Below are 26,892 nucleotides of genomic sequence, written 5' to 3' on the forward strand. Positions count from 1 at the left end.
GCTTAATCCAGGCCGTTTTCTGCCTGTTCGTTTTTATCTGTCAGGTGCGGCTTACCCTTCAAATATTGACGTCTGAAGTGCTTGAAATAGCGGCTTAGCGCATCTGCAGACTGTCCTTCTCCTGCTAATCTGAGCACTTCTATACCTACTTCCGCAGTGCAAAGTTGATAGTCGTGTGCTGCTTCACGCAGCAAATAGTCCGACTGCTCACTGGGTGTCACACCTAGCACCGGCAAGTGCTGTAAATATGCACTCTTTTTAAACATCTTACGGGCTTCTCGCCAGGTGCCGTCCAACATAATAAACAAAGGTATTCTCCCCTTATGACCCGACGGAACACGGCTAATGCACCTGTCGGCTTCTGCGTACTCGTGCGGGAAGATAATCATTGGCAAGTAACGCGGGTCTTGCAGTAAATCCAATAACGCCTGCTGAGGCTCGGTACGGTGCCAGGTAAACGCAAAATTCGCTTTCGCGACATCGGCAATAAGTCGCCCGGTATTCGACGGCTTATAGCATTCCCCTTTAAACATTAAAAACAGAAACGCGCTGTTAGCCGTTGGCGATGGTACTGCATCGCACATGCAGTCCTTAACCGGCAACAGACAACCCTCGCAGCGCTTAACTTTACCGCCACGAGCAATGAAGGGTTTTGTTGATGCCGCCAGTTCTCTCTGACGTAAGGCTAAAATGGCGTTGTGCAATGCAAGGAACTTAACAATGAAGGAAACGAGAGTATAGCTGATGTCCCTGCTGAATAGCAGTAGTTAAAACAATGGGTACACAATGCGGTGTGAAATAAACGCAGGCCCGATGGGCCTGCGAAAACTTGCGTTCAGACGTTGTTTACAGACGTCCAACCAATGTCAGCATGGCATTGATTGGCGCAGCCACTGTAGCCTGATGTGTTGAGTGTGCATTCGGGAAATACACTTCGTCAGTCAGGTTTTCAATATTTAACTGCACGCGCAGATCGTCGGAAATATCGTAGTAGGCCGACGCATCAACACGGGTATAGCTTGGCAATACAGCACTGTTGCTATTGTTAATGAAGCTCTCGTCCTGATAGGTCGCGCCCAGGCCAATACCGAATCGGTCATTGATTTGGTATGTCGACCATACCGAGAACGTATTCTCTGGTAATTCGCGCGGCGTTCTGCCGGTTGGACCGGAGCGCTCAACAATTTCGCCATCCAGGTTGCTGTAGTTTACCGATACATGCCAGTCTTCTGACAGAGCACCACTTAACTGCAGCTCAAAACCGGAAATTTCAGAGTTGATCACGTCCAGTGTTGCCGGGTCTTCGTCAGCGACCTGGGGAGATTTCTGTTCATTCTCAAACACCGCAGCCGTAAAGCTAAGTCCTTGGGCAAAGTCCCACTTCAGACCAATTTCCTGGTTGCTGTAGGTGTCCGGGTCTAACTGACTCTTACTGCCATTGATATCAGTGTACTGTTCACCGCTGCGAGGCAGGAATGACTCGCTGTAGCTGGCATAAACTGAGATGTTTTCCTGAGGCTTATAGATCAAGCCTGCACGCGGAGAAACCTGGTCGTCTTTACGACTGAGGTTTTCATCTGCTTTAGCATTGAACACTTCGATATCGAAGCTGTCAAAACGCGCACCCAATACCAGGTCAAAGTGTTCAGATAACTCAATCTCGTCCTGCAAGAAGAAAGAGAACACATCCAACGACACACGGGTATCGTCATTCAACGCGCTGAATGCCACCGTAAATGGTGTGCCGTCTGCGTTAACACCCGCCATGTTGCGAATATTTAACGGACGCGCCAGCGTGAATACTTCCTTGTCATTTCCCGTTGTGCTGAACACGGGATTAAAGCGGTTCTGATCTGAGTTTGTTTGAATAAACTCGGTACCCGCTATTACAGTGTGGCCAATACCACCGGTCTGGAATTCACCGATCAGGTTGCCCGACAGGATCAGATTGTCACGTTGGGTATTATCGATATAGCCGTCAAGCTCAACCGTGTTTGCGGCAGCATCAAAGTCATTAGCGTAGAAGTTTGAATAGACTTTGTCGTAATCGCCGTAAAACGCGTTTACGTTACCTTTAATATTGTCAGCAAACTGATGCTGCACATTGGCGCGGAATACGTGCGCTTCCAGCTCGTGATAGTTATTAGCCGGATCACCAAAGGTGATGTCTTTTAAGGCTTCAACCGGCTTACCGTTGTCACCCGTAGGAATACCACGATCGATAAAGCGCTCGTGATTAATGTACTCGTAAGACACATCCAGTACGGTGTCAGTCGCTAACTCAAAACGTGCTGTAGGATTAAAGCCAATACGCTCACCGTCGAAGAAATCTCGATGATTCTCAAGCGATTCATACATTGCATTAACGCGCACCGCAGACGTGCTGCTGATATCAGTGTTTGTATCCACTTCCACGCCGTAACCGCCAAAGGTGTTTAACGTCGCTTTGTAACCCGTAAAGGTGTCATCCAGTTGCGCCTTCTTAGACACGCGATTCAGGATACCGCCAGTACCACCACGACCAAACAGCAGCGCGTTAGGGCCGCGTAAAATCTCTACCTGCTCAACATTGTACAACGAACGGAAATACTGCACGTCATCGCGGTTACCGTCGATATAGAAGTCAGCAGTTGAACGCACACCACGGAATACCACTGAGTCACGGTGACCTTCACCCATTGAGGTATTCACACCGGGCGTATAATCAATAATCTCGCCAATGCTGGTGATACCACGAGCAATGATCTCGTCTGCAGTCATGATGGACAAACTCTGAGGAACATCAATGATTGGCGTAGGGGTTTTTACCGAGTTCGATTGATTAAACGACAAGTACTGTCCTTCCACAACAATGTGTTCGGGATCGTCCTGGGTATTTGCCACAGCGGCATTGCTAAACAGCAACGCTGCGGTGATCGCAGATAGTTGGAATTTCAAGTCATATTCTCCATTTGTTTGAGTGCGTTCTTAAGGCCGGAGCCTAGCTGCGAGGCGGTTTTTATTTTTGTTGAGTGCGATCGCGGGAAAGAATGTTAATGCGAACTATTATTAATTTCAACCAATGTTAAGAATTGGTTAGAATTGATTATTCCGAAAGAATAGATGCGTCAAAATCACGCAAATAAAAGCCCTTTATACAGTGAATAAAGGGCTAATTTAGTCCTGCATTTATAGCTTGCAAACAAAAGTTAGCATTCTGTAAATCCAAAATTCTCTGAGACAGTCGTCAAGCCAGTGCTAAAAACGATATTCAACCGTCATGCTGTATTGTTTCATTGCCATGAACTGATGCAAGCTTGCACTTGTGTTCAATGAAAGGTTTTCAGTGATATCCCATGCGATACCCAGGCCACCCACGACTCCCCATTTATTAGTAGTCTCACTGCCTATTGGCGTCCATTCTGAGGATTGCCGTTGTCTGGTAGTACTGTCGATTGAATAATAGGCGACGCCTGCTTTGCCATAGACGTGAAAAGACTCACTGATTTGATAGAACCTGTGGGTCACTTCTGCGGTGAGGATAGTCAGGTCTGCGTTGGTATCATAGCGTTCAGAATCCTGTGAACAGAATAAGCAATCTAATCCGTCCAAAAAGCCCAACTCAATGCCGCTCGCATATGTGAGTTTTAAACTGGTATCTGATGTTAGGTAATAACCCAATGCCAGTTGGTAATTAACCAGGTCATTGTCGCTGCCCGTCAGCTCATGATCACCGAGATACTGGGTCACGCTCTCCGGCAATTCTTTGCGAGCATCGCTCTCGTTGTAGTTATACACACTGGTAAAAGCAGCACCTTCTACGAACCAATTATTGTTATCAGCATGCGCGTTAGGCACGAGTACAGCAGCACTCAGTGCAAACGCACAGATTCCTTTTTTATTCATGTTATATCCCGATATTGGGGTCTGAGTAACCCGGTGTTGAAAACCGCTATGATAGTGTACGGGAGTGAAAAGAAGGTGAAATGTAAAGGGCAAATATTATTGCCCTTTAATAACGCTTTTACAGACTCTTGATGAATGCCTGATAGGCTTCTACAGCAATAGGCGAGGTCAGCACGTTATTATGCTCTGCCCCTTCCACGACAACGAGGTTTTTATTGTCGGAGGGCGATACCCGGTAAAGGATCTCGCTGTATTTAGGTGGTGTTTTGCGATCTTTTTCACCCACAATTAACAGTAACGGGCCTTTGTAACTGCCTACCTGGTAGGCATTATCTACCGACTTCAGGCTGTCAGACAGCTTATAGCGAGTAAGCCAGGCCGTCCAACCAGGTGAGTTGTCGTAAATCAACTGGGTTAAATTCACTACCGGCCCTTCCAGTACCAAACCATCGGGTTTGCGTTGCAGTGCAATATGCGTAGCAACCGCTGTGCCCAGCTCAACCCCATGCACCAACATTGGCTTGTCATTACGCAGCTTATCTACAGCAAAGTCGTAAATGGCCAAGGCATCCTGCAGCATAAATTCAGGGTTCATGTCTTTAGGCTTGTCGCTAATCCCAGCGCCTGGGTAGTCAAACCAGATAATATTAGCGGGAATACTGCCTAAACGGTGCAGCTTACTGGCAGATTTATTGATGGTTGATGCGTTGCCGCCGAACAAAACTATATTGGCTTTCGCACCGTGATACAGAGCCTGAACCCCGCGTATCTGGTTTCCTCGCACACCGGTAATTGTTACCGGCTTTACCGCCACCGAGATACCGTCTTTAAACGCTTTACCCTGAAAATGCGTGAGGTCGAGCTTTTCGACGTTGGGAGACTGATATATCAGGTTTTGCGGGGTTACGTTAATGACGCAGCCAGACACCACTACAAGTAAGAGGCCTAGAAAAAGAGAAAGATAAATGCGATTGGGCATGCTTGTCCTTGCCAAAGTGAATTCCGCTGAAAATGAACGCCTATACCATAAGTATAGAGGCTACTTGAAGTTTTGAGTATCAGCCTATCAATTAATTTAGCACTTGCCCACTGTGATAACGACAACACCGACCAGAAAAAAGAAGGGGCAACACCGCCCTACTCGGTGCCGCCCCCGGAACAACTCAGGCGATGTCCAGCCGTTGCCGGACATCCTGTTCAAATGTTATTTAGGTTCGCGCAAATGGAACACCTGACAACGGGTAGCCAAATCAGGCTGCTGAGCAATGTTGGTTTGCTCAGCTAAACCACAGTCGGTTAATCCCAGCGGTAAACGGGTATAACGGTTAAACAGCATCATACCGCCGCCCTCAACCGGCGCTAAACGCCACTGTGCGGTTTTATTGTCGCAGTTCACCATGTCAACATTGGCACCTGGCACGACCTGATTATTCACCACACCCAGGCACTGAGCACTTTCTGCTTCTACTTTTAAGCGTAGATATCCGGTATCAGTCGGTTGGAACACCCAGGTCTGCTCATCCAGGTAGTTAAACGCGCGTTGCACGACATTATCTTCATAAGCGGTAATAGCTTTGCCGCTCTGCTGACTCATGAGTGCAACCTCACCTACCGGGCGCAGCTGCCATTGATTACAGGCGCTATCGGTATTTTGCTGTAATACCGCCTGATTAGCGGATGCTGAACATCCCGCAACGGCTAGAGGCTTGCCAGAATAGCGATTGGTAATAGTCACGTTGCCATCAATACCAGGCGCGACCTGCCATTGCTGACAGTAATTGTTTCGCCATGCCGCAGACTGCACGCGTGCATTGTCGGCGGTGCTGCATGCAGCTACTTCAAGAAACTTACTGTCTTCGCGATTGGCTAACCGCACAAAACCGTCAGTGGTGGAGTCGAGCACCCACTGTCCGTTGGTACCGGCACACTGGCGTTGCACAGCGCGGTTGTCCTGCGGATCAGAGGAGATGTCCAGGCACAACTCGCTGGTCGCATTGACTAAGTGATAACGCTGACCTTGCACTCGTGTCACCAGAGGGCCGTTTTCGCCACCAGGAGGGGCCACTTCAACACCCGGTGTCAGAGGCTCACCAAATTGCGGCGTGCCGTCTTCGTTCCAGGTAAATTTTTGTGCGCGCAAAGAACGTGTGGCACTGCAGCCATGCTCAACTGAGTCATTGCCGTGATACACCAACCAGTCTTCTTTGCCATCCGGCGACGTAAAGAAACCATTGTGACCAGGGCCAAATACAGTTTCGGTGCGGCTGAATACGGGCTCTGGGTACTTAGTCCAGTGTTCGCGGTTCATGGGGTCATCGCCCACCAGCTCCAACAAGCCCAGTTTGTAATCCGGCGTATTACAGAAACTGGCAGAATAAGTCATGAAAGTACGGCCATTGCGCTGAAGGATTTCGGCCCCTTCGGTCACTTTACGGCCGCTGATTTCCCAATCCAGTTCAGGCGTGGTCAGCACGGTGTGAGGTTGATCAGCCTTTAACGTCCACGGGTTTTCCATCTCGGCGATAATATTGAGCTGGGTATCACCACGCCACTGCGAGTAAATCACATAGAGCTTGCCGTTGTGTTCTAAATAATTACCGTCGATATTCCATACATCAGGCATTAACGCGCCCTTGTACTGATACGGGCCCATTGGGTCGTCACCAACGCTTTCCAGCACATTCAGATGCTGATGGTCCAACGTGCCATCCTGACCTGCGGTATACATCATGTACCAGCGGAATCCGTTCGGGCCTTTTAAACGATGAAATTCAAACGCCCAAAAGTTACAACAACGCTCCGGGTCAGTTGACGACCATACATTAACCGGTGTGGCGTCTGCCAGGCCGGCCAACGTAGGCGATTTACGCATGACCAGCTGTGATGTCCAGGTGGTTGTGGTGAGGTAGTAGTTACCGTCCCAGTATTCCAGCCACGGATCGGCGCCATTGGGAAATAACGGATTAGTAAAGATCCCCGATGCTTCCGTAGCGACATTATCTGGTTGCTTAGCGGCTGTTTCTGCCTCCGGTGCGGTGCTGCTACATCCGCCTAACGCAGCCAGTAATAACGCTGCGGTAGTCAGCCGTTTAATCGACTTTACAATCATTGGTACTCTCTCTTTGTGTGGTCAACACAAACCCATCGTTTGTAGATAACATTAATTGAAGATCGCCTGCTGGCAAGGTTTGAATCCGGGTCTGACGTGCGCCCTCGCCCTTCGTTAATAAAGTTGCGCCGGCTAATGCATAGCTGTCCGACGGGATCACAATCTGTTGTGGTGTGGCTTGCGCGTTAATCCCGGCAATAAACCAGCGGCACTGTGATTTACGCGCCAACACAACGTATTCGCCGGGACTGGCAGCAATCAGTTGAGTCTCGTCCCAGCTCGCAGGTACGGTTTGCAGAAACTGTTTAACGTAAGGCTCAACGTTTTGCATTTGCTCAGGCGTGGTTACGACATGCTGCACGCCAGAGTAAAACAACACGGTTTCAGCCAGTTCAAACGCATTTGAGGTTTTTCGCTCGATATTGGGGATATCCCCCAACACCGTAGGCGTAAAGTCCATTGGGTCAAATAAGTTGCGGGTAAAGGGCAGTAAAGTGGCGTGATAAGCCTGACGGTCAGCAAAGTCCTGGAAGAACGTAATCATTTCCTGGCCTTTTATGCCTTCAGCCGTCATTAAATTTGGGTATTCACGTTGTAGCCCCCGCGGCAATGTTACCCCGTGGAAGTTCACCATCAGTTTAAAGTCTGCAGCATCCTGCAGTATGGCTTTGAAGTATTCCCATACGGACGCGCCGTCGCCGGGGAAGAAATCAATTTTTACACCGGCAATCCCCATTGCCTGGAGACGAGCAAACTCTTTGCGACGGTCAGCTTGTGTAAGCAGTTGCCCTTTGGGGCTATATACAGTCTGGTTCCAGTGTCCTGAAGAGTTGTACCACAACCACAAACGCACGTTTTTAGACCCGGCGTATTTAGCTAGCTTGGCAATGCCGTCATAGCCGATATTCTGGTCCCAGTTCACGTCCACCAGCACATAAGGCCATTGCATGTCGGCAGCGTAGTCAATGAACGCAGTTTGCGTTTCGGTGTTAACAGACTCGTCTTTCAACAATCCCCAGCTCCAGGCTGCAAGCCCCGGTTCAACAAAGTCAGTTTCGCTAAGCGCAGAAGCGTTAGCGACATCAGTACCCAGCGTAGAGGCTGCAATGGTGTCCAGTTCACCCACTAACAACAGTCGCCACGGCGACGTAAAGGGCAATGTGTGTTCGGGTAAAAGCTGGCCGTTTGTTACGGTTTCAGCCGGGTGCGGGAACGTCAGTGTGAAGACACCTTCGTCATTGCTTAGCAGGTTGGAAGCGGCATAGCCTTCGGTTATGCCAGCTTCACTGATCACCAGATAGGTATCTCTGAGTCGGAACAAGGCCGGATACACCCATCCATTGTCGAATTGCGGCGTTAACTTACCCACAACGCCGTGCTGATATTCTTCTTCATAGGATGGATTGGTATTCATCCAACCTGACTGCGCTGCCGCCTTGGGCTGCAACCAACCCTGAGTGTCCGCAAACATACCCACACTGGTTTGTTCGCTGATGACAACCCGGGTATCGGTCGATTTACCCATCAACTCATAGCGAAACGCCAGACCATCGTTGCTAAGTCGGAAGCGCACAGACAGCATGTCGCCGCGCGTGTTTTCCACGCTGACCAGAACTTCATTGGCCTGATATTCAATATTTCGCTGCTTACCATGAACCAATGAATAAGCCGATGCGATGGCGCTGACTTCACTGACATTTTTCAGCGTCAGGTTATCCGCAAACGAACTGTTTGCCAGGGTAAGACCGAGTGCAGAGGGCTGGATCACAGCATCACCTCTGCGCTTCACCTGATAGACCAGTGTTGCTTTGCTGTTCAGGGAAACCTGCACACTCAGCTCGTGATTGGGGCTATGCAGACTGACGATAGCCTTAGCCCAAACCGACCCCGTTGTACCGACGGTGAGTAACACCGCCAGTATCAGCTTAACAGTACGTTGCCACATTTGAATCAGCCCGGTTTACTTAGTGTCGAATGCGTACACAATACGCGTTGAGTACACGTCGCCCGGTAACAAGGTTGTACTAGGGAACGCCGGTTGATTCGGTGAATCCGGGTAGTGCTGAGGTTCAAGGCAGAACGCCCCGCGGAAGATATGTTGCTGGCCCATGCCGCTGGTACTGCCGTCCAGGAAGTTACCCGAGTAAAACTGCACGGCAGGCTCTTCAGTCAGAACACGCAATACGCGGCCTGATGCTGGATCGTATACCGAAGCAGCTTCAATCAGGGTATTGTCAGGCTGGTCTTTCAGCACATAGTTGTGGTCATAACCTTTACCTAACGCTAACTGCTTATGGCTATCGCCGATGTCTTTACCAATGGCTTTGGCTGACGTGAAATCAAATGCGGTCCCTGCAACAGGCATGAGTTCACCGGTAGGGATCAAACCACTGTCAACCGGGGTAATTGCTTCACTGTTAATGGTTAATTTGTGATCCAGAATGTCGCCTTTGCCAGCAAGGTTGAAATACGTATGCTGGGTCAGATTAACAATGGTTGGCGCGTCAGTCGTAGCAATAAACTGCATGTCCAGCGTGTTGTCGTCAGTCAGCGTGTAAGTGACGACTGTGGTCAACTCGCCAGGGTAACCCTGGTCGCCGTCCGGGCTTACCAGCGTTAATTTCACGCCAGCGCTGGTTTTCGTTGCAAACGGCTCCATGCTCCAGACTTTCTTGTCGAAACCCTGTACGCCGCCGTGAAGGTGATTGTCGCCGTCATTCGTCGCCAACTGATACTCGGTACCAAACAACGAGAACTTAGCGTCTTTAATGCGGTTGCCATAACGGCCAATCAATGCACCAAAGTACGGGTTTTTGGTTTCATAATCTGACAGTGAATCGAAACCGTACACGATATTACCCGACTGACCCTTAGCGTCGGGTACCGACATGCGAGTGATAATGCCACCATAACTGATGACATCGATTTCGATGTTATTGCTATTTTTAAGCGTGACTTGCTTAACCGGTGTTGCGTCGCTTAGCACACCATAAGCACTGATTGTTGCAGAGGGAGTCGTTGTCATTGTTTGTCCTTTTTGCGCCATCACCTGGCTGCTGCAGCCAAAGGTAAGTGACAATACACCCGCCAGAAGCCACTTAGCGCGGCTGCCGGAGGCAGTAAATAGTTGTGCAGGACGTATTGAAGTAAGCGAAAGCGTAGACATGGTTAACATTCCCATAATTATTTTTATACTTTTATATTACAATTATAACAGGGAATGCAAGTAATGATTCAGCTAAGTGACAGACGTGTTCCGCTGTTGGAACGGAAAACACGTCTGCGTTAATCATGAAGTTAGCGCTGAATTTCGCCCTGTTTCACCATAATACAATCCATTCCCGCATCTCTGGCGGCCTGGTAGCCAATCTCGGTGTCTTCAAACACAACACAATGTTGTGGTGCTACACCCATTTGTTCGGCAACCGTCAAAAACGTTTCAGGATGCGGTTTTCCGTGTGTTACATCGGAGGCGGTAACCAGTGAATCAATTCGCGCCAACAGCCCGTGTTTTGCCAGCAGGTGTTCGGCGTGAGGTCGCTCTGCGCCGGTCCCGATACCAATCGACAGGGTTGGACGATAATGCTCAAACACCGCCATGGTAGACGGGATCAGTACAGGCTCAAGATCCATGGTTTCCCATGCCTCGCGCTTGAACTTTGCCACAGCCTTCGGATCGTGATCCATGCCGAATTTTTCGTTCAGTATTACGACAGTTTGTTGCGTGGGCACTCCACCCAGGGAGTTCATATAGTCTGCATCAAACGGATAGCCAAACGCGTTACATGCGCGCTCCCAGGCCACCATGTGCGACGGCATAGAATCGACCAGCGTGCCATCCATATCGAAAACAATGCCCTGGTAGGCAGATAAATCGACCATGAAAACTCCTTCGTTACGGTTCAAGAGACAATGACCGGTGCTGAGTGCACCGGTCTTATTCATACTACAATGAATCGTAATATTATCATGTCAGCTCACCGTACAGGTGTACCAACAGGTCGATTAAATACCTTGCTTTAGCTGATAGTAAGCGGCGTTGTAACGCAGCTCAGACTTAAAGGTACGCAGATTAGTGTCACTGTCGATAACTACCGTTTCCACACCCGCCATATCAGCATAATCTTCGATCATGCTTGCGGTAATGGCCTGGCTGTAAGCAGAGTGGTGAGCACCACCAGCATAAATCCAGGCCGCACCAGCCACTTCCAGGCTAGGCTTAGGCTCCCACAGTGCAGATGCAACTGGCAGGTTAGGTGTCGTTTCAGGTTGATCAACCGTATCCAGCTCATTAACCAGAATGCGGAAGCGGTTACCCATATCGATTGGCGATACGTTGATAGACGGACCCGCTTTAGCCGCGAATAACAGACGGGGTACATCGCACTTCACACCAATGGTGTGGCGGTGCAATTCCAGACGAGGCTTCTTACCGGCAATCGACGGACACACTTCCAGCATGTGCGCACCCAGTACCTGATCTGTGCCGCCGGTAAAGTTGTAGGTGTAGTCTTCCATGAACGAGCAACCGCCTTCCAGGCCGTTTGCCATGACTTTCATGATGCGAACCATGGCCGCAGTTTTCCAGTCTCCTTCACCGCCGTAACCGTAGCCTTTGGCCATCAGGCGCTGTGTTGCAAGACCAGGTAAGCCGGTTAAGCCAGCCAGGTTTTCAAAGCAGTTGGTGAATGCACCAAAACCACCGTCAACGAAGAATTTTTCCATACCCAGTTCCAGACGCGCTTCTTTCATTAAGCGGTCACGCTGGTAATCATCGGTCAGCAGTTCTTTGCTTACGTCATATTCCTGATAGTACGCATCCAGCTGTGCAGCTACATCGCCATCGCTGATGCTTTCCACTACGTCAGCCAATTCTTGCAGACCATGCGCATGTACTTCGTAGCCAAAGGTAATTTGTGCTGCAACTTTGTCACCTTCGGTTACCGCAACGTGACGCATGTTGTCACCAAAGCGTACCACCTTCATAGACTGGCTTTCTGCCCAACCTAATGCAGCACGGCACCAACCGTCGATTTGTTTAACGGTTTTCGGATCCTGCCAATGACCAACAACCACTTTACGCTCTTTGCGCATACGCGTGCCGATGAAACCGAATTCGCGGTCACCGTGAGCACTCTGGTGCGTGTTCATGTAGTTCATGTCGATGCTGCTCCAAGGCAGACCAGCATTAAACTGGGTATGCAGGTGCAACCATGGCTTTTTCAGCTCGTTCAGGCCGGCAATCCACATTTTCGCAGGCGAGAAGGTGTGCATCCATAAAATCACACCAATACAGTTCGGTGCGCTGTTGGCAGCCTGACAAACCTGGTGGATTTCTGATGGGGTTTTAACGGTGTCTTTGTAAACCACGTTAACCGGCTGAATGCTTTCATTCAGACCAGCAGCCAGCGCCTGGCTGTTGTTCGCAACTTCTTCCAGTACACGAGGGCCGTAAAGGTGCTGTGAACCGGTGATAAACCAAACTTCTTTTTGTACTGTAGTCATAATTCTGTCCTCTATAGATAAAGGTGCCTGACGGCAGCTTATTCCTGACCGTAATAAGCGTTTTTGCCGTGCTTGCGTAAATAGTGTTTATCCAGGATGGCCTGATTTAGTGGCGCCGCATTCGGACTCAGCGTGCGGGTTAAATAAGCCATACGGGCAATTTCTTCGAGCAATGCAGCGTGATACACAGACTGTGCCGCGTCTTTACCCCAGGTAAAGGGCGCGTGACCGGCTACAATCACCATGGGGGCGGAAAGCGGATCGCGGTCGGTGTACGCATCGGTAATTTGCACGCCGGTTTCTTCTTCGTAGTCACCGTTGACCTGCTCATCGGTTAACTCGCGTGTACAGGTAATATCGCCATGCACATAATCTGCGTGGGTGGTCCCCAGACACGGAATGCTCTGCTTGGCCTGCGCCCATGCCGTTGCATAGGTTGAGTGGGTGTGAGTCACGCCGCCAATGTTGTCAAACGCACGGTACAAATGCGTATGCGTTTTGGTGTCTGATGACGGACGCATAGTGCCCTCGACAATGTTGTTTTCCATATCAACAATCACAATGTCTTCGGGCTTCATCTGGTCGTACGATACGCCACTTGGCTTAATCGCAACCACACCTTTGGCGCGGTCGACCTGCGACACGTTACCAAAGGTATAAATCACCAGATTGCGGTGCTGAAGCTCCATATTGGCTTCATACACTTCGCGTTTTAGTTCGGTATAACTCATGGCTGGCCTCCGCTGACATAGGCACCAAGGGTTTGGTATTTTTGATAGAGTTCGTCGTACACACCTACATTTTCAGGATTAGGCAGGTACTGTTTGCAGACAGGCGACGCCATCACGGCCTGAGCGTCGGCGACAGTTGGGTATTCGCCAGCAGCCACAGCAGCCATGATAGCGGCGCCTAAGGCACAACTCTGTTCACTTTCTAATACGTCGATGGGGCAGTTCCATACATCGGCACAGGTCTGCATGACGTAGTCGGATTTTTTCGAGATTCCACCGATAACCACCACTGATTCAATGGGCACGCCCTCTGAACGGAAGCGCTCGGTAATTGCGCGCGCTCCAAAGGCAGTGGCTTCAACCAGTGCTTTAAATAGTTTTGGCGCATCGGCTCCCATTTTGATGCCGGTGATCGCCATGGATACCGTTTGGTCGGCGTCGGGAGTACGACGTCCGTTCACCCAGTCCAGCGCCGTAATGTCATGCGCACTGGCCGGAATTAATGCGGCTTCATTAGATAAGCGCTGTAAGGTAATGGCTTCGATTTTATCGGCTAATTCACTGGCGCCGGTTTCCATCAGCTCGTGCAGCAGATTTTGGGTTGGCCATAACACCAGATTCTTAAACCACGCATAAAGATCGCCGAAGGCGGACTGACCAGCTTCCAGGCCAATCATACCCGGGATAACCGAGCCATCAACCTGGCCGCAGATACCTTTCACACAGGTATCGCCCAGTGTTTGCGGCGTTGTGACGGTAATGTCACAGGTGGAGGTGCCCATTACTTTAGTCAGCACGCCTTCGCGTACATTGGCCGCAACCGCGCCCATGTGACAGTCAAACGCACCAAAACCCACTACGATACCGGCAGGCAAACCTAGTTTGTCAGCCCATTCTGCGGTTAAGTTACCAGCAGCTTTGTCACTTGGCTGTGTGTTTGGATTCAGGGTGTCTACCACACCGTCCAGCAATGGATCGATTCCGGCAAAGAAACTGTTTGGCGGGAAACCGTCCCAGGCTTCGTTCCACATTAATTTATGGCCGGTAGCACAGCGCCCCATTTGCATTTGCGATGGGTGAGTGGTGCCACACATAAGCGCAGTCATCCAGTCACAGTGCTCTACCCAGCTATAAGTAGCCGCTTTCACTTCCGGATCGTTGCGGAAAATGTGCAGTGCTTTTGCCCAGTACCATTCAGACGAATAGATACCGCCCATATAAGACAGGTAGTTCACATCGTTTTCGTTGGCTGCTTTGGTGATCTCGCTGGCTTCTTTTACCGCGGTATGATCTTTCCAAAGCACAAACATGGCATTCGGGTTTTCTGCAAACGCGTCGGTCAGTGCTAAAGGCACACCTTCCGCATTCACTGCTACTGGTGTTGAGCCTGTTGTGTCGAAGCTCATTCCCACCACATTTTCAGCCGTACCAGCGGGCACTTTTTCCCACAGCGCATTGACCACTTCTACCAGACTATCGATATAGTCCAGAGGATGCTGACGGTATTGGTCGCGGGCGGGTACGCAATAGCGACCTTCCGCCCAGCGCGGATAATTGACCATATGGCTGGCCAGCTCTGCACCGGTTGTGACATCAACCAAAAGTGCTCTGACCGAATCAGAGCCATAATCGAGCCCTAATGTATAACGAGACATAATAATTCTATTCCACGAACTGCTAACAAAATTAGCCACCAAATTTAATTGTATGATAATATCAATAATACGCAAATGTAAAGGTAATATAAAATTAATATTAATGGTGTGGTGGCTAGTTTTTCATCACTTAATGCAATAGCTGGCGCTCATGTTGCCAGTGGAAAGCTGTGATACCGCGCCAGTCTGTTTTAACCGTTGAATGGAAAATGCTATGACGACCCAACTCGATCAATTAAAGGCCATGACGACTGTAGTGGCTGACACCGGTGACTTTGAAGCCATCAAACGCTATCAGCCACAAGACGCAACAACGAATCCTTCACTGCTCTTAAAAGCAGTACAAATCGAAAAGTATCGCCCTTTAGCAGCTGAAGCGGTGCAATGGGCTGCAGCCCAGGACAATGTGACAGATGTTGCCGGTGCAGCTGCAGACAAGCTGGCAGTGTCAATCGGTAGTAAATTAATGGAACAGGTACCAGGGTATGTATCTACTGAGGTGGATGCCCGTTTGTCTTTTGACACTATGGCGACTGTAGAAAAGGCCAATCACCTGCTGGCGCTGTACCGTGACCAGGGCATCGATACCAGTCGCGTACTGATCAAAATCGCCGCGACCTGGGAAGGTATTCAGGCTGCGCGCATTCTTGAGTCTCAGGGCATCAAAACCAACGTTACGTTGGTATTTTCATTTGCTCAGGCTCGCGCCAGTGCCGAAGCGGGAGCATTTCTGATTTCGCCATTCGTTGGCCGAATCCTGGACTGGTACAAAGCCAACCAGCCAGATGAGGACTTTACCGGTGCCAATGATCCGGGTGTGAAGTCGGTTAGCCGTATTTACGACTACTTCAAGACTCACGGTTACGACACTATCGTAATGGGCGCGAGCTTCCGCAACATCAGTGAAATTCAGGAACTGGCAGGTTGTGATCGCTTAACCATCAGTCCTGCACTGCTGGATGAACTGGCCAATACAGAAGGCAAGCTTGAACGTAAACTGAACCCGGTTGATTCGCCTAAGCCCGCCCCTGCTGCATTAACCGAGCAGGCGTTCCGCTGGGATATGAACGAAGAGCAAATGGCGAACGACAAACTGGCAGAAGGTATTCGCCAGTTCGCTAAAGACCAGGTAACCCTGGAAGCCATGCTGGCTGATTTGGCGTAACGTCAGCGTTTAATAAATAAACCCCCCGGTTGTTTTTCAACGTCCGGGGCTTTTTAATTACATCACTTTTTACCGCTATTTCACCTGATTGGCATTATGTATTAAGGTACATTGAAACTTAATTGTGCCAAACAATGACCTTTACACCAAAAAAACGCTTTGTAGCCCAACGCATAGCAATAAATCTTAAACAATGTCTGCTAGCCGGATTGCTGTTCTCGCCTTTCAGTTATTCAACCACCTTGTCGGACGCGATTCTCACCAAGATTGATACACACTATATCGAACCGGGTTTAGCCAACGAGTTAAAATCTCACTTTCCAGACATATCAGATATACAGGACCAAGCTGCTGTTGCAGACATACTCACTGAGTATTTAACCCGCTTCGATAAACATTTTACCGTTGAATATCTGTCTCCTGAGACGCCCGCACATGTAGCCAAAGCGCCTAGTTGGTTCGAACGCCTGGAACAGGACGAGTATGGCTTTACTCACTATGACGTTATCGAGTCCAATATTGGTTATGTCAACTTCTGGGGCTTTGCCCAGCTTACGAGAGAGTCCAGGTTAAAAGTACAAAACGTCATGAACACCTTCACACATGCCGAAGGGCTGATTATTGACTTACGCCAAAATGGAGGCGGTAGTGGCGAAATGGTAAGTTGGCTGAGCAGCTACTTTTTAAATGGCCGTGTCCACATGAATTCATTTTACACCCGCACATCAAACAGCTGGCATCACTTCTATACCAGCGAAGATATAGACAACGATCATTTAGAAACCATACCGCTTTATATACTGACTAGTCACGAGACCTTCTCAGCAGCCGAGGAATTTGCTTACAATCTACAACAACTGAACCGCGCCACTATTGTTGGAGAAACCAGCAAAGGCGGCGCCAATCCCTGGAGGTGGTTTACTATTCCGGGATACGATTACAGGATTGGGATCCCCACCAGAAAAGCGATAAACCCGATAACCCATTCCAACTGGGAAGGTGTAGGCGTTGCACCCGACATTCAGGTTAGTGAAGATGTTGCGCTGGAGACGGCAATTTCACTTCTTCGTGAGAAGCTGGCTGGCAATAAATAACATCCATAAAAAAAAGCCTGCATCACGCAGGCTTTTCAATATTACTAGTTATTTTACGCAAGCAACGCCTTGGCTTTTGCTACTACGTTGTCAACGGTAAAGCCGAAGTGTTTCAGCAATTCACCACCTGGTGCAGACTCACCAAAGGTTTGCATGCCAACGACATCACCGTCCAGGCCGACGTATTTGTACCAGAAGTCGGTATGCGCGGCTTCAACAGCCAGTTTAACCGTACCCGCAGGCAATACGCTTAGCTTATACTCTGCTGACTGCGCATCAAATTGCTCAGTACTTGGCATGGAGACAACTCGTGCACCCACACCTTGCTCACCCAGTGCCGTTGCGGCATCGACGGCCAGTGACACTTCAGAACCCGTTGCAATCAACACAATGTCAGCTTTGCCTGCGCAGTCTTTTAATACATAACCGCCTTTTGCAACGTCAGCCAGTTGGCTTTCGCTACGTGCCTGCGTCTTGGTACCCTGACGGGTAAAGACTAACGCGCTTGGGCCATCCTGCTTGACTAGAGCCTGGCGCCAGGCTTCTGCGGCTTCGACCGTGTCACACGGACGCCAGGTAGTCAGGTTCGGCGTTAAGCGTAAGTTAGCCAGTTGTTCGATAGGCTGGTGCGTTGGGCCGTCTTCCCCCTGACCGATGGAGTCGTGGGTGTACACAAAGATAGACTTTGCTTTCATTAACGCCGCCATACGTACCGCGTTGCGCGCGTATTCCATAAACATCAGGAAGGTCGCGCCGAATGGGATAAACCCACCGTGCAATGCAATGCCGTTCATGATAGCACTCATGCCGAATTCACGCACACCATAGAATATGTAGTTACCGGCTGCATCGTCCTGAAGACCTTTGGCTTGTGGCCACAGTGTTAAGTTTGAGCCAGCCAGATCCGCAGAGCCACCAATGATTTCTGGCAATTGATTAGCAAAGAATCCAATCGCATTTTGCGACGCTTTACGAGTGGCCATATCCTGCATATCTGCCTGACACTGGCGCACAAAAGCGTCTGCTTTCTCGTTAAAGTCCGCAGGTAGTGCCTGTTCAATAACACGGCGCTTGAAAGATTTGGCTAAATCAGGATAAGCAGCGGCGTATTCCTCAAACAGCTTGTTCCATTGCGCTTCCGCTTCAGCACCTTTCTCGTTTGCATCCCACTGAGCGTACACGTCTTCTGGTACTTCAAATGGCGCATATGGCCAATCCAGTTGCTTGCGTACTTCCGCCACTTCATCATCCCCTAAAGGCGAACCGTGACAGTCATGGCTACCTGATTTATTCGGTGAACCAAAACCAATCAGGGTTTTACAGCAAATCAGTGTGGGTTTATCCGTTACCGACTGCGCCACCTCAATCGCCGCTTTCAATGCAGCTTCGTCATGACCATCGATATCTTTGATGACGTGCCAGCCGTAGGCTTCAAAGCGCGCTGGCGTGTTGTCGGTAAACCAGCCTTCAACGTGGCCATCAATAGAAATACCGTTGTCATCCCAGAAAGCAACCAACTTACCCAGGCCCAACGTACCAGCCAGTGAACAGGCTTCGTGGGAGATACCTTCCATCAGGCAGCCATCGCCCAAGAAGCAATATGTGTAGTGGTCAACAAGCGGGAAACCTTCACGGTTAAACTGCCCTGCCAGGGTTTTCTCAGCAATTGCCATACCCACGGCATTGGCAATACCCGCTCCTAACGGACCCGTTGTGGTTTCAACGCCTTCGGTGTAGCCATATTCAGGGTGGCCCGGCGTTTTTGAGTGCAACTGACGGAATTGCTTAAGTTCTTCTACAGGCAAGTCGTAACCACTTAAATGTAGCAGCGCATACTGCAACATGGAAGCATGCCCATTCGATAAGACAAAACGGTCGCGGTTTGCCCATTTCGGGTTGCCCGGGTTGTGCTGATAAAACTGTTGCCATAAGACAGTGGCAATGTCAGCCATTCCCATTGGCGCGCCAGGGTGGCCGGATTTTGCTTTTTGAATTGCATCTACTGCCAACATGCGGATGGCATTGGCAGAGCGTTGAATTGTAGACATGCGTCACTCACCTTTAATTACTATTATAGTACAAATAATAATGTGAACTGTGTGTTAAACACAACCGCTAAGTGACAAAACCCGGTAAATTACTACCAATTATGCATATTTCCGTAAATGGCTACTTTCACCCGCTGTGCTAATTCGCTATGTTAGTCAAACCGTTAGCCGATATTACTTTTAATTTTCAGCGGAGACCGAAGCATGAGTGAAAGAATTCAAAGCATTAATGCCGTAGGGATACTGGTCACTGACTACGATGAAGCCATTGCATTCTTCACTGAAAAGCTGAATTTCGACTTACTGGCTAATGAGGCCCATGACAATGGCATCCGATGGGTATTATTACATCCACCTGGTTTATCCAATACCGGCATCATGGTAAATCTGGCGCAATCCAAACTGGACGAAATGGTAGTGGGTAAACAGGCAGGCGATCAGGTTTTGTTCGTACTGCAAACCAATGATTTCTGGCGGGATTACAAAAGCATGCAAAGCAAAGGTGTGAACTTCATAGAAACCCCGCGCGATGAGGATTATGGCACCGTTGCTATTTTCGAAGACCTGTATGGCAACAAGTGGGATTTACTGCAGGTAAAAGACGAGGAATAGGCGGTTCGCGCCGTTGGTCACACCTTCCACTTTCAAACGCTTATTTCGTACAGTAGAGATTGTTTAAAGTAATCAATATCGTATATGCTTCAACTGCCTGCCCTGTTCCAGGGTTAAGAAAACAAGAGGATGTTGAGCATGGAAGTATTACTCGATTACATTGTTACTCCCCAGTTATTCGTACTGGTTTTGGTGGTGATATTACTGAAAATCTCCATCAAGTTCGTACCACAAAACCGCGCCTACGTGATTGAACGATTCGGTAAATACCAATCAACCAAAGAAGCGGGTTTAAACTTTATCTTTCCGTTTATCGACCGAGTAGCCGCCGATCGCTCATTGAAAGAACAGGCCGTAGACGTGCCTGAGCAGAGCGCCATTACCAAAGACAACATTTCGCTGCATGTAGACGGCGTACTGTATTTTCGCGTACTTGATCCGTACAAGGCCACTTATGGCGTAGACGACTATGTATTTGCTGTTACTCAATTGGCGCAAACCACCATGCGTTCAGAGCTGGGTAAAATGGAGCTGGATAAAACCTTTGAAGAGCGCGACCAGTTAAATACCAACATAGTGACCTCAATTAATGAAGCCAGCGGCCCCTGGGGTATTCAGGTACTTCGCTATGAAATTAAGGACATTGTGCCGCCCAATTCTGTAATGGAAGCCATGGAAGCCCAGATGAAAGCAGAGCGGGTAAAGCGGGCGCAAATTTTGGAATCAGAGGGTGATCGTCAGGCAGCCATTAACCGCGCAGAAGGTGCCAAACAGTCTGTAGTACTGGCCGCCGAAGCCGACAAGGCGGAGCAGGTATTAAAAGCCGAAGGTGAAGCCCAGGCCATTCTTGCCGTTGCTGAGGCACAAGCAGAAGCACTGCGCAAAGTCGGTGAAGCCGCCGATACCGAAGAAGGTCAAAAAGCCATTCAGCTGGATTTGGCCACTAAAGCCATTGAAGCTAAACAAGCAATTGCCCGGGAATCGTCTATTGTGTTGTTACCCGATGGTTCAACCGAAGCGGCCAGCTTAGTCACACAAGCCATGGCTATCATCAATAAAATGAACAAAGAGTAACGGGTATGGACTGGTTATCAGACAACCTGGCATCCACACTGGCAGTAATAGGGTTATTGCTGCTGGCTATCGAGATTGCCGTATTGGGCTTCGCTACGTTTGTACTGCTGTTTGTGGGCATTGCTGCACTGATTACATCAGGGCTGTTTTATCTGGATATTGTGCCAGCGACATACCTGAATGCCATGATCAGTGTGGGAGTGATTACAGCGCTGTCTGCTGCAGTGTTATACCGCCCACTACAACAAATGCAAAAGCAGGTAGAAAAGAAACCGGTTACCAGCGACTTCAACGGTGTTCGGTTTGTTATTACAGAAGCCATCGGCCCGGCGTCGACAACCACCCATGCTTATTCAGGTATTCAATGGACGGTAAAAAGCACGCAACCCATTGATGCCGGCACCGAAGTAGAAGTGGTTAATGTAGAAGTAGGCGTCTTTTACGTTGTGCCGGCTTCGAACGCCTGACACTACATTAGCCCCATTGTTTAATAAGGGCGCGGGCCTCAAGTTCTTTAAAGTCACCATCGACTTTTAAGAAAAGCAGGCCCTGTTGCGCATCGACTGCGCATTCAATAACACCCGCCTGTTCTTCCAACGAATGCACCTGATCAGAAGTAGGTTGAATGGCTTTATCCAGCGATAATGTAACGCGTTTGAACTTATCGGTTGTGCGTAGTCCCATCATAATGCCCCCCCACAAAACAGCCACGATGATACCGCTGATGTAGGCGCCCTGAGAACCAAACGCTATGGCAAGAGAACCCGATACAACACCACCCAGAAAAGCACCAAAGAACTGGAAGCTGGCATAAATACCCATTGCAGTGCCCTTCTGACCCGCAGGAGCTATGCTGGACACTAACGCAGGCAAATTTGCCTCTAAATAGTTAAAACCGGTAAAAAACACCACCATGGCTGTAACCACTAGCCACCAGTTAAGCATTCCACTTCCCAGCATAGCAAACGCGATAAGCAGCATTACAATGGCAGACATTAGCATGCTTTTTGGCGCCTTGCCGCGACTACTGCGCATCATACCCGCCAGCAGTACCACAGACACCAACAATACGGGTAAATACAACGACCAGTGGCTATCCAGTGCCATACCCAGCGAAACCAGCGACAGCGGAATCTGTACAAACAACAGGGTGATCATCATATGCAGCAGCATCACGCTGACATTCAGCCGCCATAGCTGTGACGAGGTAAACATGGCCCAGACCTGATCGCCACGCGGGAGGGTTTCAGCGCTTACCCGCTGCGGGCTGTTTGGTACGGCCCATTTCACTAAAGGCAGGCAGGCCAAAGCCAGAACGCCGGTTACCCAGAAGATGCCAGCAATACCCCAACTGTCGGCAATGACAGGGCCGATTAATACAGCTATGTAGAAAGAAAATCCGATAGCAATGCCGATGATCGCCATGACTTTGGCGCGCTGTTGTTCGCGAGCCACATCCGTCGCCAGCGCCATGATAGCCCCGGCAATCGCGCCTGCGCCTTGAAGCACGCGCCCGGCAATCATCCAGGCCATGGTGTCGGCCATCGCAGCAACAATACTGCCAAGGGCAAATACCGTAAGACCGAGCAATATTACAGGCTTGCGTCCCCAGCGATCAGACATCATCCCCATGGGAATTTGCAACGCGGCCTGAGTAAGTCCGTACCCACCAATGGCAATGCCTACCATCATGGGGGAATAATCAGGGAACTGCGTTGCGGCAACGGCCAGCACAGGCATGACCATAAACAACCCTAACATACGCAATACGTAAACCAGCGCTAGTGTACAAGCGGCCCGGACTTCTAAGGCATTCAAGGCAGTAGATTCTCTGTTGCTCGATTAAAAGGGGCGCGCAGTGTAGCACATTTTGCTGCAGTGTACCTACCACCCGGCCTTTGTATACACAGACTGATCTGATTTCGGCAAAGTGGCATATTCAAGAGGTCGCCGACTATGGCATACTGTTTCTTTTGTCTCGCAATCAGGTTCGAATGGATAACATAGAAGTTCGCGGTGCCCGCACCCACAATCTGAAAAACATCGATATCACTATTCCTCGTGACAAACTGGTGGTGATCACCGGACTGTCAGGCTCAGGAAAATCTTCCCTGGCGTTTGATACGCTGTATGCTGAAGGTCAGCGTCGTTACGTTGAATCGCTGTCGGCTTACGCCCGCCAATTTTTGTCGATGATGGAAAAGCCCGATGTTGATCACATCGAAGGCTTGTCGCCCGCTATATCCATTGAGCAAAAATCCACTTCGCACAACCCGCGTTCAACCGTGGGTACGATTACCGAGATATACGATTATCTGCGTTTGATGTTTGCCCGTGTTGGCACACCTCGCTGCCCGGATCACGACGTGGCACTGGATGCACAAACCATTTCTCAAATGGTCGACCGGGTATTGGAATTGCCGGAAGGCACCAAGCTGATGCTGCTAGCGCCGGTAGTGCAAAACCGTAAGGGTGAACACGTTAAAACCCTGCAGTCATTAGCTGCCCAGGGCTATATTCGGGCGCGTATTGACGGTGACGTGTGTGACCTGTCGGATCCACCTGAACTGGATTTGCATAAAAAGCACACTATTGAAGTGGTTATCGACCGCTTCAAAGTGCGTGACGACCTACAATTACGTCTGGCAGAAAGTTTCGAAACCGCGCTGGCGCTGTCTGCAGGTAACGCCAAAGTAGCGTATATGGACGAACCGGATACACCTGAGATTATCTTCTCGGCTAACTTTGCCTGCCCGCATTGTGGTTATAGCATCAGTGAGCTTGAACCGCGTTTGTTCTCGTTCAACAACCCGGCTGGTGCATGCGGTACCTGTGATGGTCTGGGCACGCGCCAGTTCTTCGACCCGTTTAAAGTGGTCACCAATGACGAACTGAGCCTGTCTGGTGGTGCAATCCGTGGTTGGGACAAGCGCAGCTACTATTATTTCCAGATGCTTCAGGCGGTTGCCGACCATTATGGTTTCAGCCTTACCGTACCATTGGGTGAGTTGTCTGACGAGCACAGGAACATCGTACTTTATGGCTCTAAAGGCAAATCCATTAGTTTCCGCTATATCAACGATCGCGGCGACATCATGGAGCGCAAGCATCCGTTCGAGGGCATCATTCCAAACATGGAGCGCCGCTACCGGGAAACGGAATCGAATACCGTACGCGAAGAACTCTCTAAGTTTTTAAGCCAGCAACCCTGTAATAGCTGTGGCGGCACCCGCTTGCGTACGGAAGCCCGCCACGTGTTTATTGAAGACACCAACTTGCCGGCCATTGCTGAAATGTCGATTGCCGGCGCTTATGACTTTTTCGAGCATTTGAATTTGTCGGGGCAACGCGCCCAAATCGCCGACAAGATATTAAAAGAAATCCTCGACCGTTTACGCTTCCTGGTTAACGTCGGTCTGAACTACCTGACCCTGTCCCGCAGTGCCGACACCCTCTCTGGTGGAGAAGCCCAGCGAATTCGTCTGGCAAGTCAGATTGGTGCGGGTCTTGTTGGGGTGATGTATGTACTCGACGAACCCTCAATTGGATTGCACCAGCGTGATAACGAACGCCTGTTAAAAACCCTTACCCATTTGCGCGACCTGGGTAACACGGTACTGGTGGTAGAACACGACGAAGACGCCATCAAAGAAGCGGATTACATTATTGATATCGGTCCGGGCGCCGGTGTTCACGGCGGTCAGATCATTGCGCAGGGTAGTCTGGATGACATCCTCAGTAACGAAGACTCGTTAACCGGAAAGTACCTGTCCGGACGCGAAAAAATTGAAGTACCTGCTGAACGTAATAAAGCCAAAGACGATCAGTGGCTGGAATTAAAAGGCGCCACTGGCAACAACCTGAAAAACGTAAATTTGCGTATCCCGGTGGGTGTGATGACCTGTATTACGGGTGTGTCTGGTTCGGGTAAATCTACCCTGATCAACGACACCTTTTACCGCATTGCGCACCGTGAACTGAACAATGCGACTACCAGCGAACCCGCGCCGTACAAGTCAATGACCGGCCTGGATAAGCTCGACAAAGTGGTCGATATCGATCAGAGCCCGATTGGTCGTACCCCACGCTCAAACCCAGCCACGTATGCCGGCATTTTCACGCCTATTCGTGAAATGTTTGCTGGCACTCAGGAAGCCCGCTCACGCGGTTACAAGCCAGGACGCTTTAGTTTCAACGTGAAAGGCGGACGCTGTGAAGCCTGTCAGGGTGACGGCGTTATCAAAGTTGAGATGCACTTCCTGCCCGACGTGTACGTGCCGTGTGACGTGTGTAAAGGCAAGCGCTACAACCGCGAAACACTGGAAATAAAATACAAAGACAAAAACATCCACGAAGTACTGGAAATGACCGTTGAAGACGCCCGCGAGTTCTTCGACCCGATTCCCGCCATTGCCCGTAAACTGCAAACACTCATGGATGTCGGTTTGTCTTATATCCGCTTGGGTCAGGCCGCCACCACGTTATCAGGTGGTGAAGCACAGCGCGTGAAGCTAGCCAAAGAACTGTCTAAGCGCGATACCGGCCAAACTCTGTACATTCTGGACGAGCCAACCACTGGCCTGCACTTCCACGACATCAAACAGTTGCTGGCCATGCTGCACCGCCTGCGCGATCACGGCAATACCGTGGTGGTCATTGAGCATAACCTAGACGTCATCAAGACCGCGGATTACTTAGTGGATCTCGGCCCTGAAGGCGGTTCTGGTGGTGGACAAATCATTGCCGAAGGCACCCCGGAAGACATCGCAGAAAGTGCGGTATCGCACACCGGCCGTTTCTTAAAACCGCTATTAAAGCAGGTGTAGTATGTTTGAAATGACAACCAATGTGCGCTTCAGTGAAACCGATGGCGCAGGTCACGTGGGCAATACTGTAATGGTGGTGTGGTTTGAAGAAGCCCGCACTCCATTATTCGAAATGTTTACCCCTACCCTGGCGCTGGACAGCTGGCCGTTAATACTGGCCAGCTATCAGGTCGATTTTCATGCGCAAATTTTCTATGGTGAGCCGGTTACAATCAAAACCTGGGTGAAGCGTATCGGCAACAGCTCTTTTGAGGCCTATCAGGAAGCATGGCAGAGCGGTAAGCGCTGTAATTCTGGCACTACCACCATGGTGCACTACAATTATGAGACACAGAAAACAGCAGCAATCCCCGACAACATTCGAGCCGCGCTAAGTGAACACCTGCTGCCGGAAGATCATGAGTAAGTAGTATGACAACATTCATTGAAGTGATTGATAACGCCCTACCTGTACAGTTGTGCAGGGACATTATCGATACCTTTGATACCAGTCAGAAACTGGCACCAGGACGCACCGGCGGTGGTGTGGATACCGACAAAAAGCGCTCAATGGATGTGTCATTCTCACAAAACCCGGAATTCAAAGCCCATCACCAGGCCGTATTTGAAGCCTGCAGCAACGGGATTTTTAATTACCTGAAAAAGTATTATTTTGCGATAGTCGGCCCGTTGGGTTTAACCCTTCCTGAACCGACCACTGGCCAGCCGGTTAAGCTCACGGCAGAGAATTTTGAAACCCTCGGCCTGCCACAATTACCCATGCTCATTCAGCACCTTTTCCGAATGGGTGACATCAATGCCCAGCGCTATGAAAAAGGCAATGGCGGTTACCCTTACTGGCATTCAGAAGTGTATCCGCAGGCCCAGCACAATGAAGCGCTGCACCGTATTCTACTGTTCATGTTTTATCTGAATGACGTGGAAGAAGGCGGTAGCACGGATTTTTACTACCAGGATGCGTCCATTCAGCCCAAAGCCGGCCGCATGGTCATTGCTCCCGCGTATTTCACCCACACCCACAGGGGCCAAATCCCGGTCTCTGACGACAAATATATTCTGACTTCATGGGTATTGTTTAATCGCGCAGAGCAGTTGTATGGCTAACGATTAGAGCGCCTTCAGCACATAAAACAAGTAGCTCCCTTCTAAAACAACAATGCACCGGCTAGCGGTGCATTGTTTTATCTC

Annotated in this window: 21 protein-coding genes; 8 read left to right on the forward strand and 13 right to left on the reverse strand. The window is 49.8% G+C overall.

The genetic code is table 11. From position 1 onward, the window contains the following. Window positions 1-2: 2 nt before the first annotated feature. The 11 genes from BUB81_RS01580 to BUB81_RS01630 form a co-directional block, all read right to left on the reverse strand. The gene (locus BUB81_RS01580) at window positions 3-704 is read right to left on the reverse strand and encodes a tRNA-uridine aminocarboxypropyltransferase (RefSeq protein ID WP_073317208.1); all 702 of its coding nucleotides are present in this window, start codon (window positions 702-704) and stop codon (window positions 3-5) included. Between the two features lie 142 nt (window positions 705-846). Next, the gene (locus BUB81_RS01585; RefSeq protein ID WP_073317211.1) at window positions 847-2,937 is read right to left on the reverse strand and encodes a TonB-dependent receptor; all 2,091 of its coding nucleotides are present in this window, start codon (window positions 2,935-2,937) and stop codon (window positions 847-849) included. A 300-nt stretch (window positions 2,938-3,237) separates the two neighbouring features. Further along, a complete protein-coding gene (locus BUB81_RS01590) occupies window positions 3,238-3,885 on the reverse strand; it encodes an outer membrane protein (protein WP_073317214.1) in 648 nt (215 codons plus the stop codon). Between the two features lie 118 nt (window positions 3,886-4,003). Next, window positions 4,004-4,864, reverse strand: a complete 861-nt coding sequence (locus BUB81_RS01595; RefSeq protein WP_073317217.1) for an alpha/beta hydrolase — start codon at window positions 4,862-4,864, stop codon at window positions 4,004-4,006. 225 nt (window positions 4,865-5,089) lie between these two features. After that, window positions 5,090-6,994, reverse strand: a complete 1,905-nt coding sequence (locus BUB81_RS01600) for a family 43 glycosylhydrolase (protein ID WP_073317220.1) — start codon at window positions 6,992-6,994, stop codon at window positions 5,090-5,092. Beyond that, window positions 6,975-8,939, reverse strand: a complete 1,965-nt coding sequence (locus tag BUB81_RS01605; RefSeq protein ID WP_073317223.1) for a glycoside hydrolase family 97 protein — start codon at window positions 8,937-8,939, stop codon at window positions 6,975-6,977. Before BUB81_RS01605 ends, BUB81_RS01600 begins: the two co-directional genes overlap by 20 nt. Window positions 8,940-8,954: 15 nt before the next feature. After that, the gene (locus tag BUB81_RS01610) at window positions 8,955-10,160 is read right to left on the reverse strand and encodes an aldose epimerase family protein (protein ID WP_139241475.1); all 1,206 of its coding nucleotides are present in this window, start codon (window positions 10,158-10,160) and stop codon (window positions 8,955-8,957) included. Window positions 10,161-10,291: 131 nt separating this feature from the next. After that, a complete protein-coding gene (locus BUB81_RS01615; RefSeq protein ID WP_073317230.1) occupies window positions 10,292-10,876 on the reverse strand; it encodes an HAD family hydrolase in 585 nt (194 codons plus the stop codon). A gap of 123 nt (window positions 10,877-10,999) precedes the next feature. Beyond that, on the reverse strand, window positions 11,000-12,499 hold the full coding sequence (araA, locus tag BUB81_RS01620) for an L-arabinose isomerase (protein ID WP_073317233.1): 1,500 nt from the start codon (window positions 12,497-12,499) through the stop codon (window positions 11,000-11,002). A 38-nt stretch (window positions 12,500-12,537) separates the two neighbouring features. Continuing rightward, window positions 12,538-13,230, reverse strand: a complete 693-nt coding sequence (locus tag BUB81_RS01625; protein WP_073317236.1) for an L-ribulose-5-phosphate 4-epimerase — start codon at window positions 13,228-13,230, stop codon at window positions 12,538-12,540. Further along, the gene (locus BUB81_RS01630) at window positions 13,227-14,885 is read right to left on the reverse strand and encodes a ribulokinase (RefSeq protein WP_073317239.1); all 1,659 of its coding nucleotides are present in this window, start codon (window positions 14,883-14,885) and stop codon (window positions 13,227-13,229) included. The genes BUB81_RS01625 and BUB81_RS01630 overlap by 4 nt, the downstream gene beginning before the upstream one ends. A gap of 214 nt (window positions 14,886-15,099) precedes the next feature. On the opposite strand from BUB81_RS01630, the gene tal reads away from it, so the two are divergent. Further along, on the forward strand, window positions 15,100-16,050 hold the full coding sequence (tal, locus tag BUB81_RS01635) for a transaldolase (protein ID WP_073317242.1): 951 nt from the start codon (window positions 15,100-15,102) through the stop codon (window positions 16,048-16,050). Window positions 16,051-16,184: 134 nt separating this feature from the next. After that, window positions 16,185-17,144 carry a S41 family peptidase gene (locus BUB81_RS01640; protein ID WP_073317245.1) on the forward strand — a complete coding sequence of 320 codons (960 nt, stop codon included), beginning with the start codon at window positions 16,185-16,187 and terminating at the stop codon, window positions 17,142-17,144. Window positions 17,145-17,197: 53 nt separating this feature from the next. Here BUB81_RS01640 and tkt read toward each other — a convergent pair whose 3' ends face one another. Continuing rightward, a complete protein-coding gene (tkt, locus tag BUB81_RS01645) occupies window positions 17,198-19,192 on the reverse strand; it encodes a transketolase (RefSeq protein WP_073317248.1) in 1,995 nt (664 codons plus the stop codon). A gap of 204 nt (window positions 19,193-19,396) precedes the next feature. On the opposite strand from tkt, the gene BUB81_RS01650 reads away from it, so the two are divergent. From BUB81_RS01650 to BUB81_RS01660, 3 genes are all read left to right on the forward strand, one after another. Beyond that, entirely contained in the window at window positions 19,397-19,804 is a 408-nt protein-coding gene (locus BUB81_RS01650) for a VOC family protein (RefSeq protein ID WP_073317251.1), read from the forward strand. A gap of 138 nt (window positions 19,805-19,942) precedes the next feature. Beyond that, complete coding sequence (locus BUB81_RS01655) at window positions 19,943-20,878, forward strand: SPFH domain-containing protein (RefSeq protein WP_073317254.1); 936 nt, start codon at window positions 19,943-19,945, stop codon at window positions 20,876-20,878. Between the two features lie 5 nt (window positions 20,879-20,883). After that, a complete protein-coding gene (locus BUB81_RS01660; protein WP_073317257.1) occupies window positions 20,884-21,345 on the forward strand; it encodes an NfeD family protein in 462 nt (153 codons plus the stop codon). 7 nt (window positions 21,346-21,352) lie between these two features. On the opposite strand, the gene BUB81_RS01665 is transcribed toward BUB81_RS01660, so the two are convergent. Then, a complete protein-coding gene (locus BUB81_RS01665) occupies window positions 21,353-22,696 on the reverse strand; it encodes an MFS transporter (RefSeq protein WP_073317260.1) in 1,344 nt (447 codons plus the stop codon). Window positions 22,697-22,872: 176 nt separating this feature from the next. Here BUB81_RS01665 and uvrA point away from each other — a divergent pair, with 176 nt between their 5' ends. From uvrA to BUB81_RS01680, 3 genes are read left to right on the forward strand one after another with little or no spacing between them, the layout of a single operon-like run. Next, the gene (gene uvrA, locus BUB81_RS01670) at window positions 22,873-25,704 is read left to right on the forward strand and encodes an excinuclease ABC subunit UvrA (protein ID WP_073317263.1); all 2,832 of its coding nucleotides are present in this window, start codon (window positions 22,873-22,875) and stop codon (window positions 25,702-25,704) included. 1 nt (window position 25,705) lies between these two features. Next, window positions 25,706-26,110: an acyl-CoA thioesterase gene (locus tag BUB81_RS01675; RefSeq protein ID WP_073317266.1), complete on the forward strand. Its 405-nt coding sequence runs from the start codon at window positions 25,706-25,708 to the stop codon at window positions 26,108-26,110. A 5-nt stretch (window positions 26,111-26,115) separates the two neighbouring features. After that, window positions 26,116-26,808 carry a 2OG-Fe(II) oxygenase gene (locus tag BUB81_RS01680; protein WP_073317269.1) on the forward strand — a complete coding sequence of 231 codons (693 nt, stop codon included), beginning with the start codon at window positions 26,116-26,118 and terminating at the stop codon, window positions 26,806-26,808. Window positions 26,809-26,892: the final 84 nt, after the last annotated feature.

The organism is Marisediminitalea aggregata, assembly GCF_900129565.1.
GTDB lineage: Bacteria > Pseudomonadota > Gammaproteobacteria > Enterobacterales > Alteromonadaceae > Alteromonas > Alteromonas aggregata.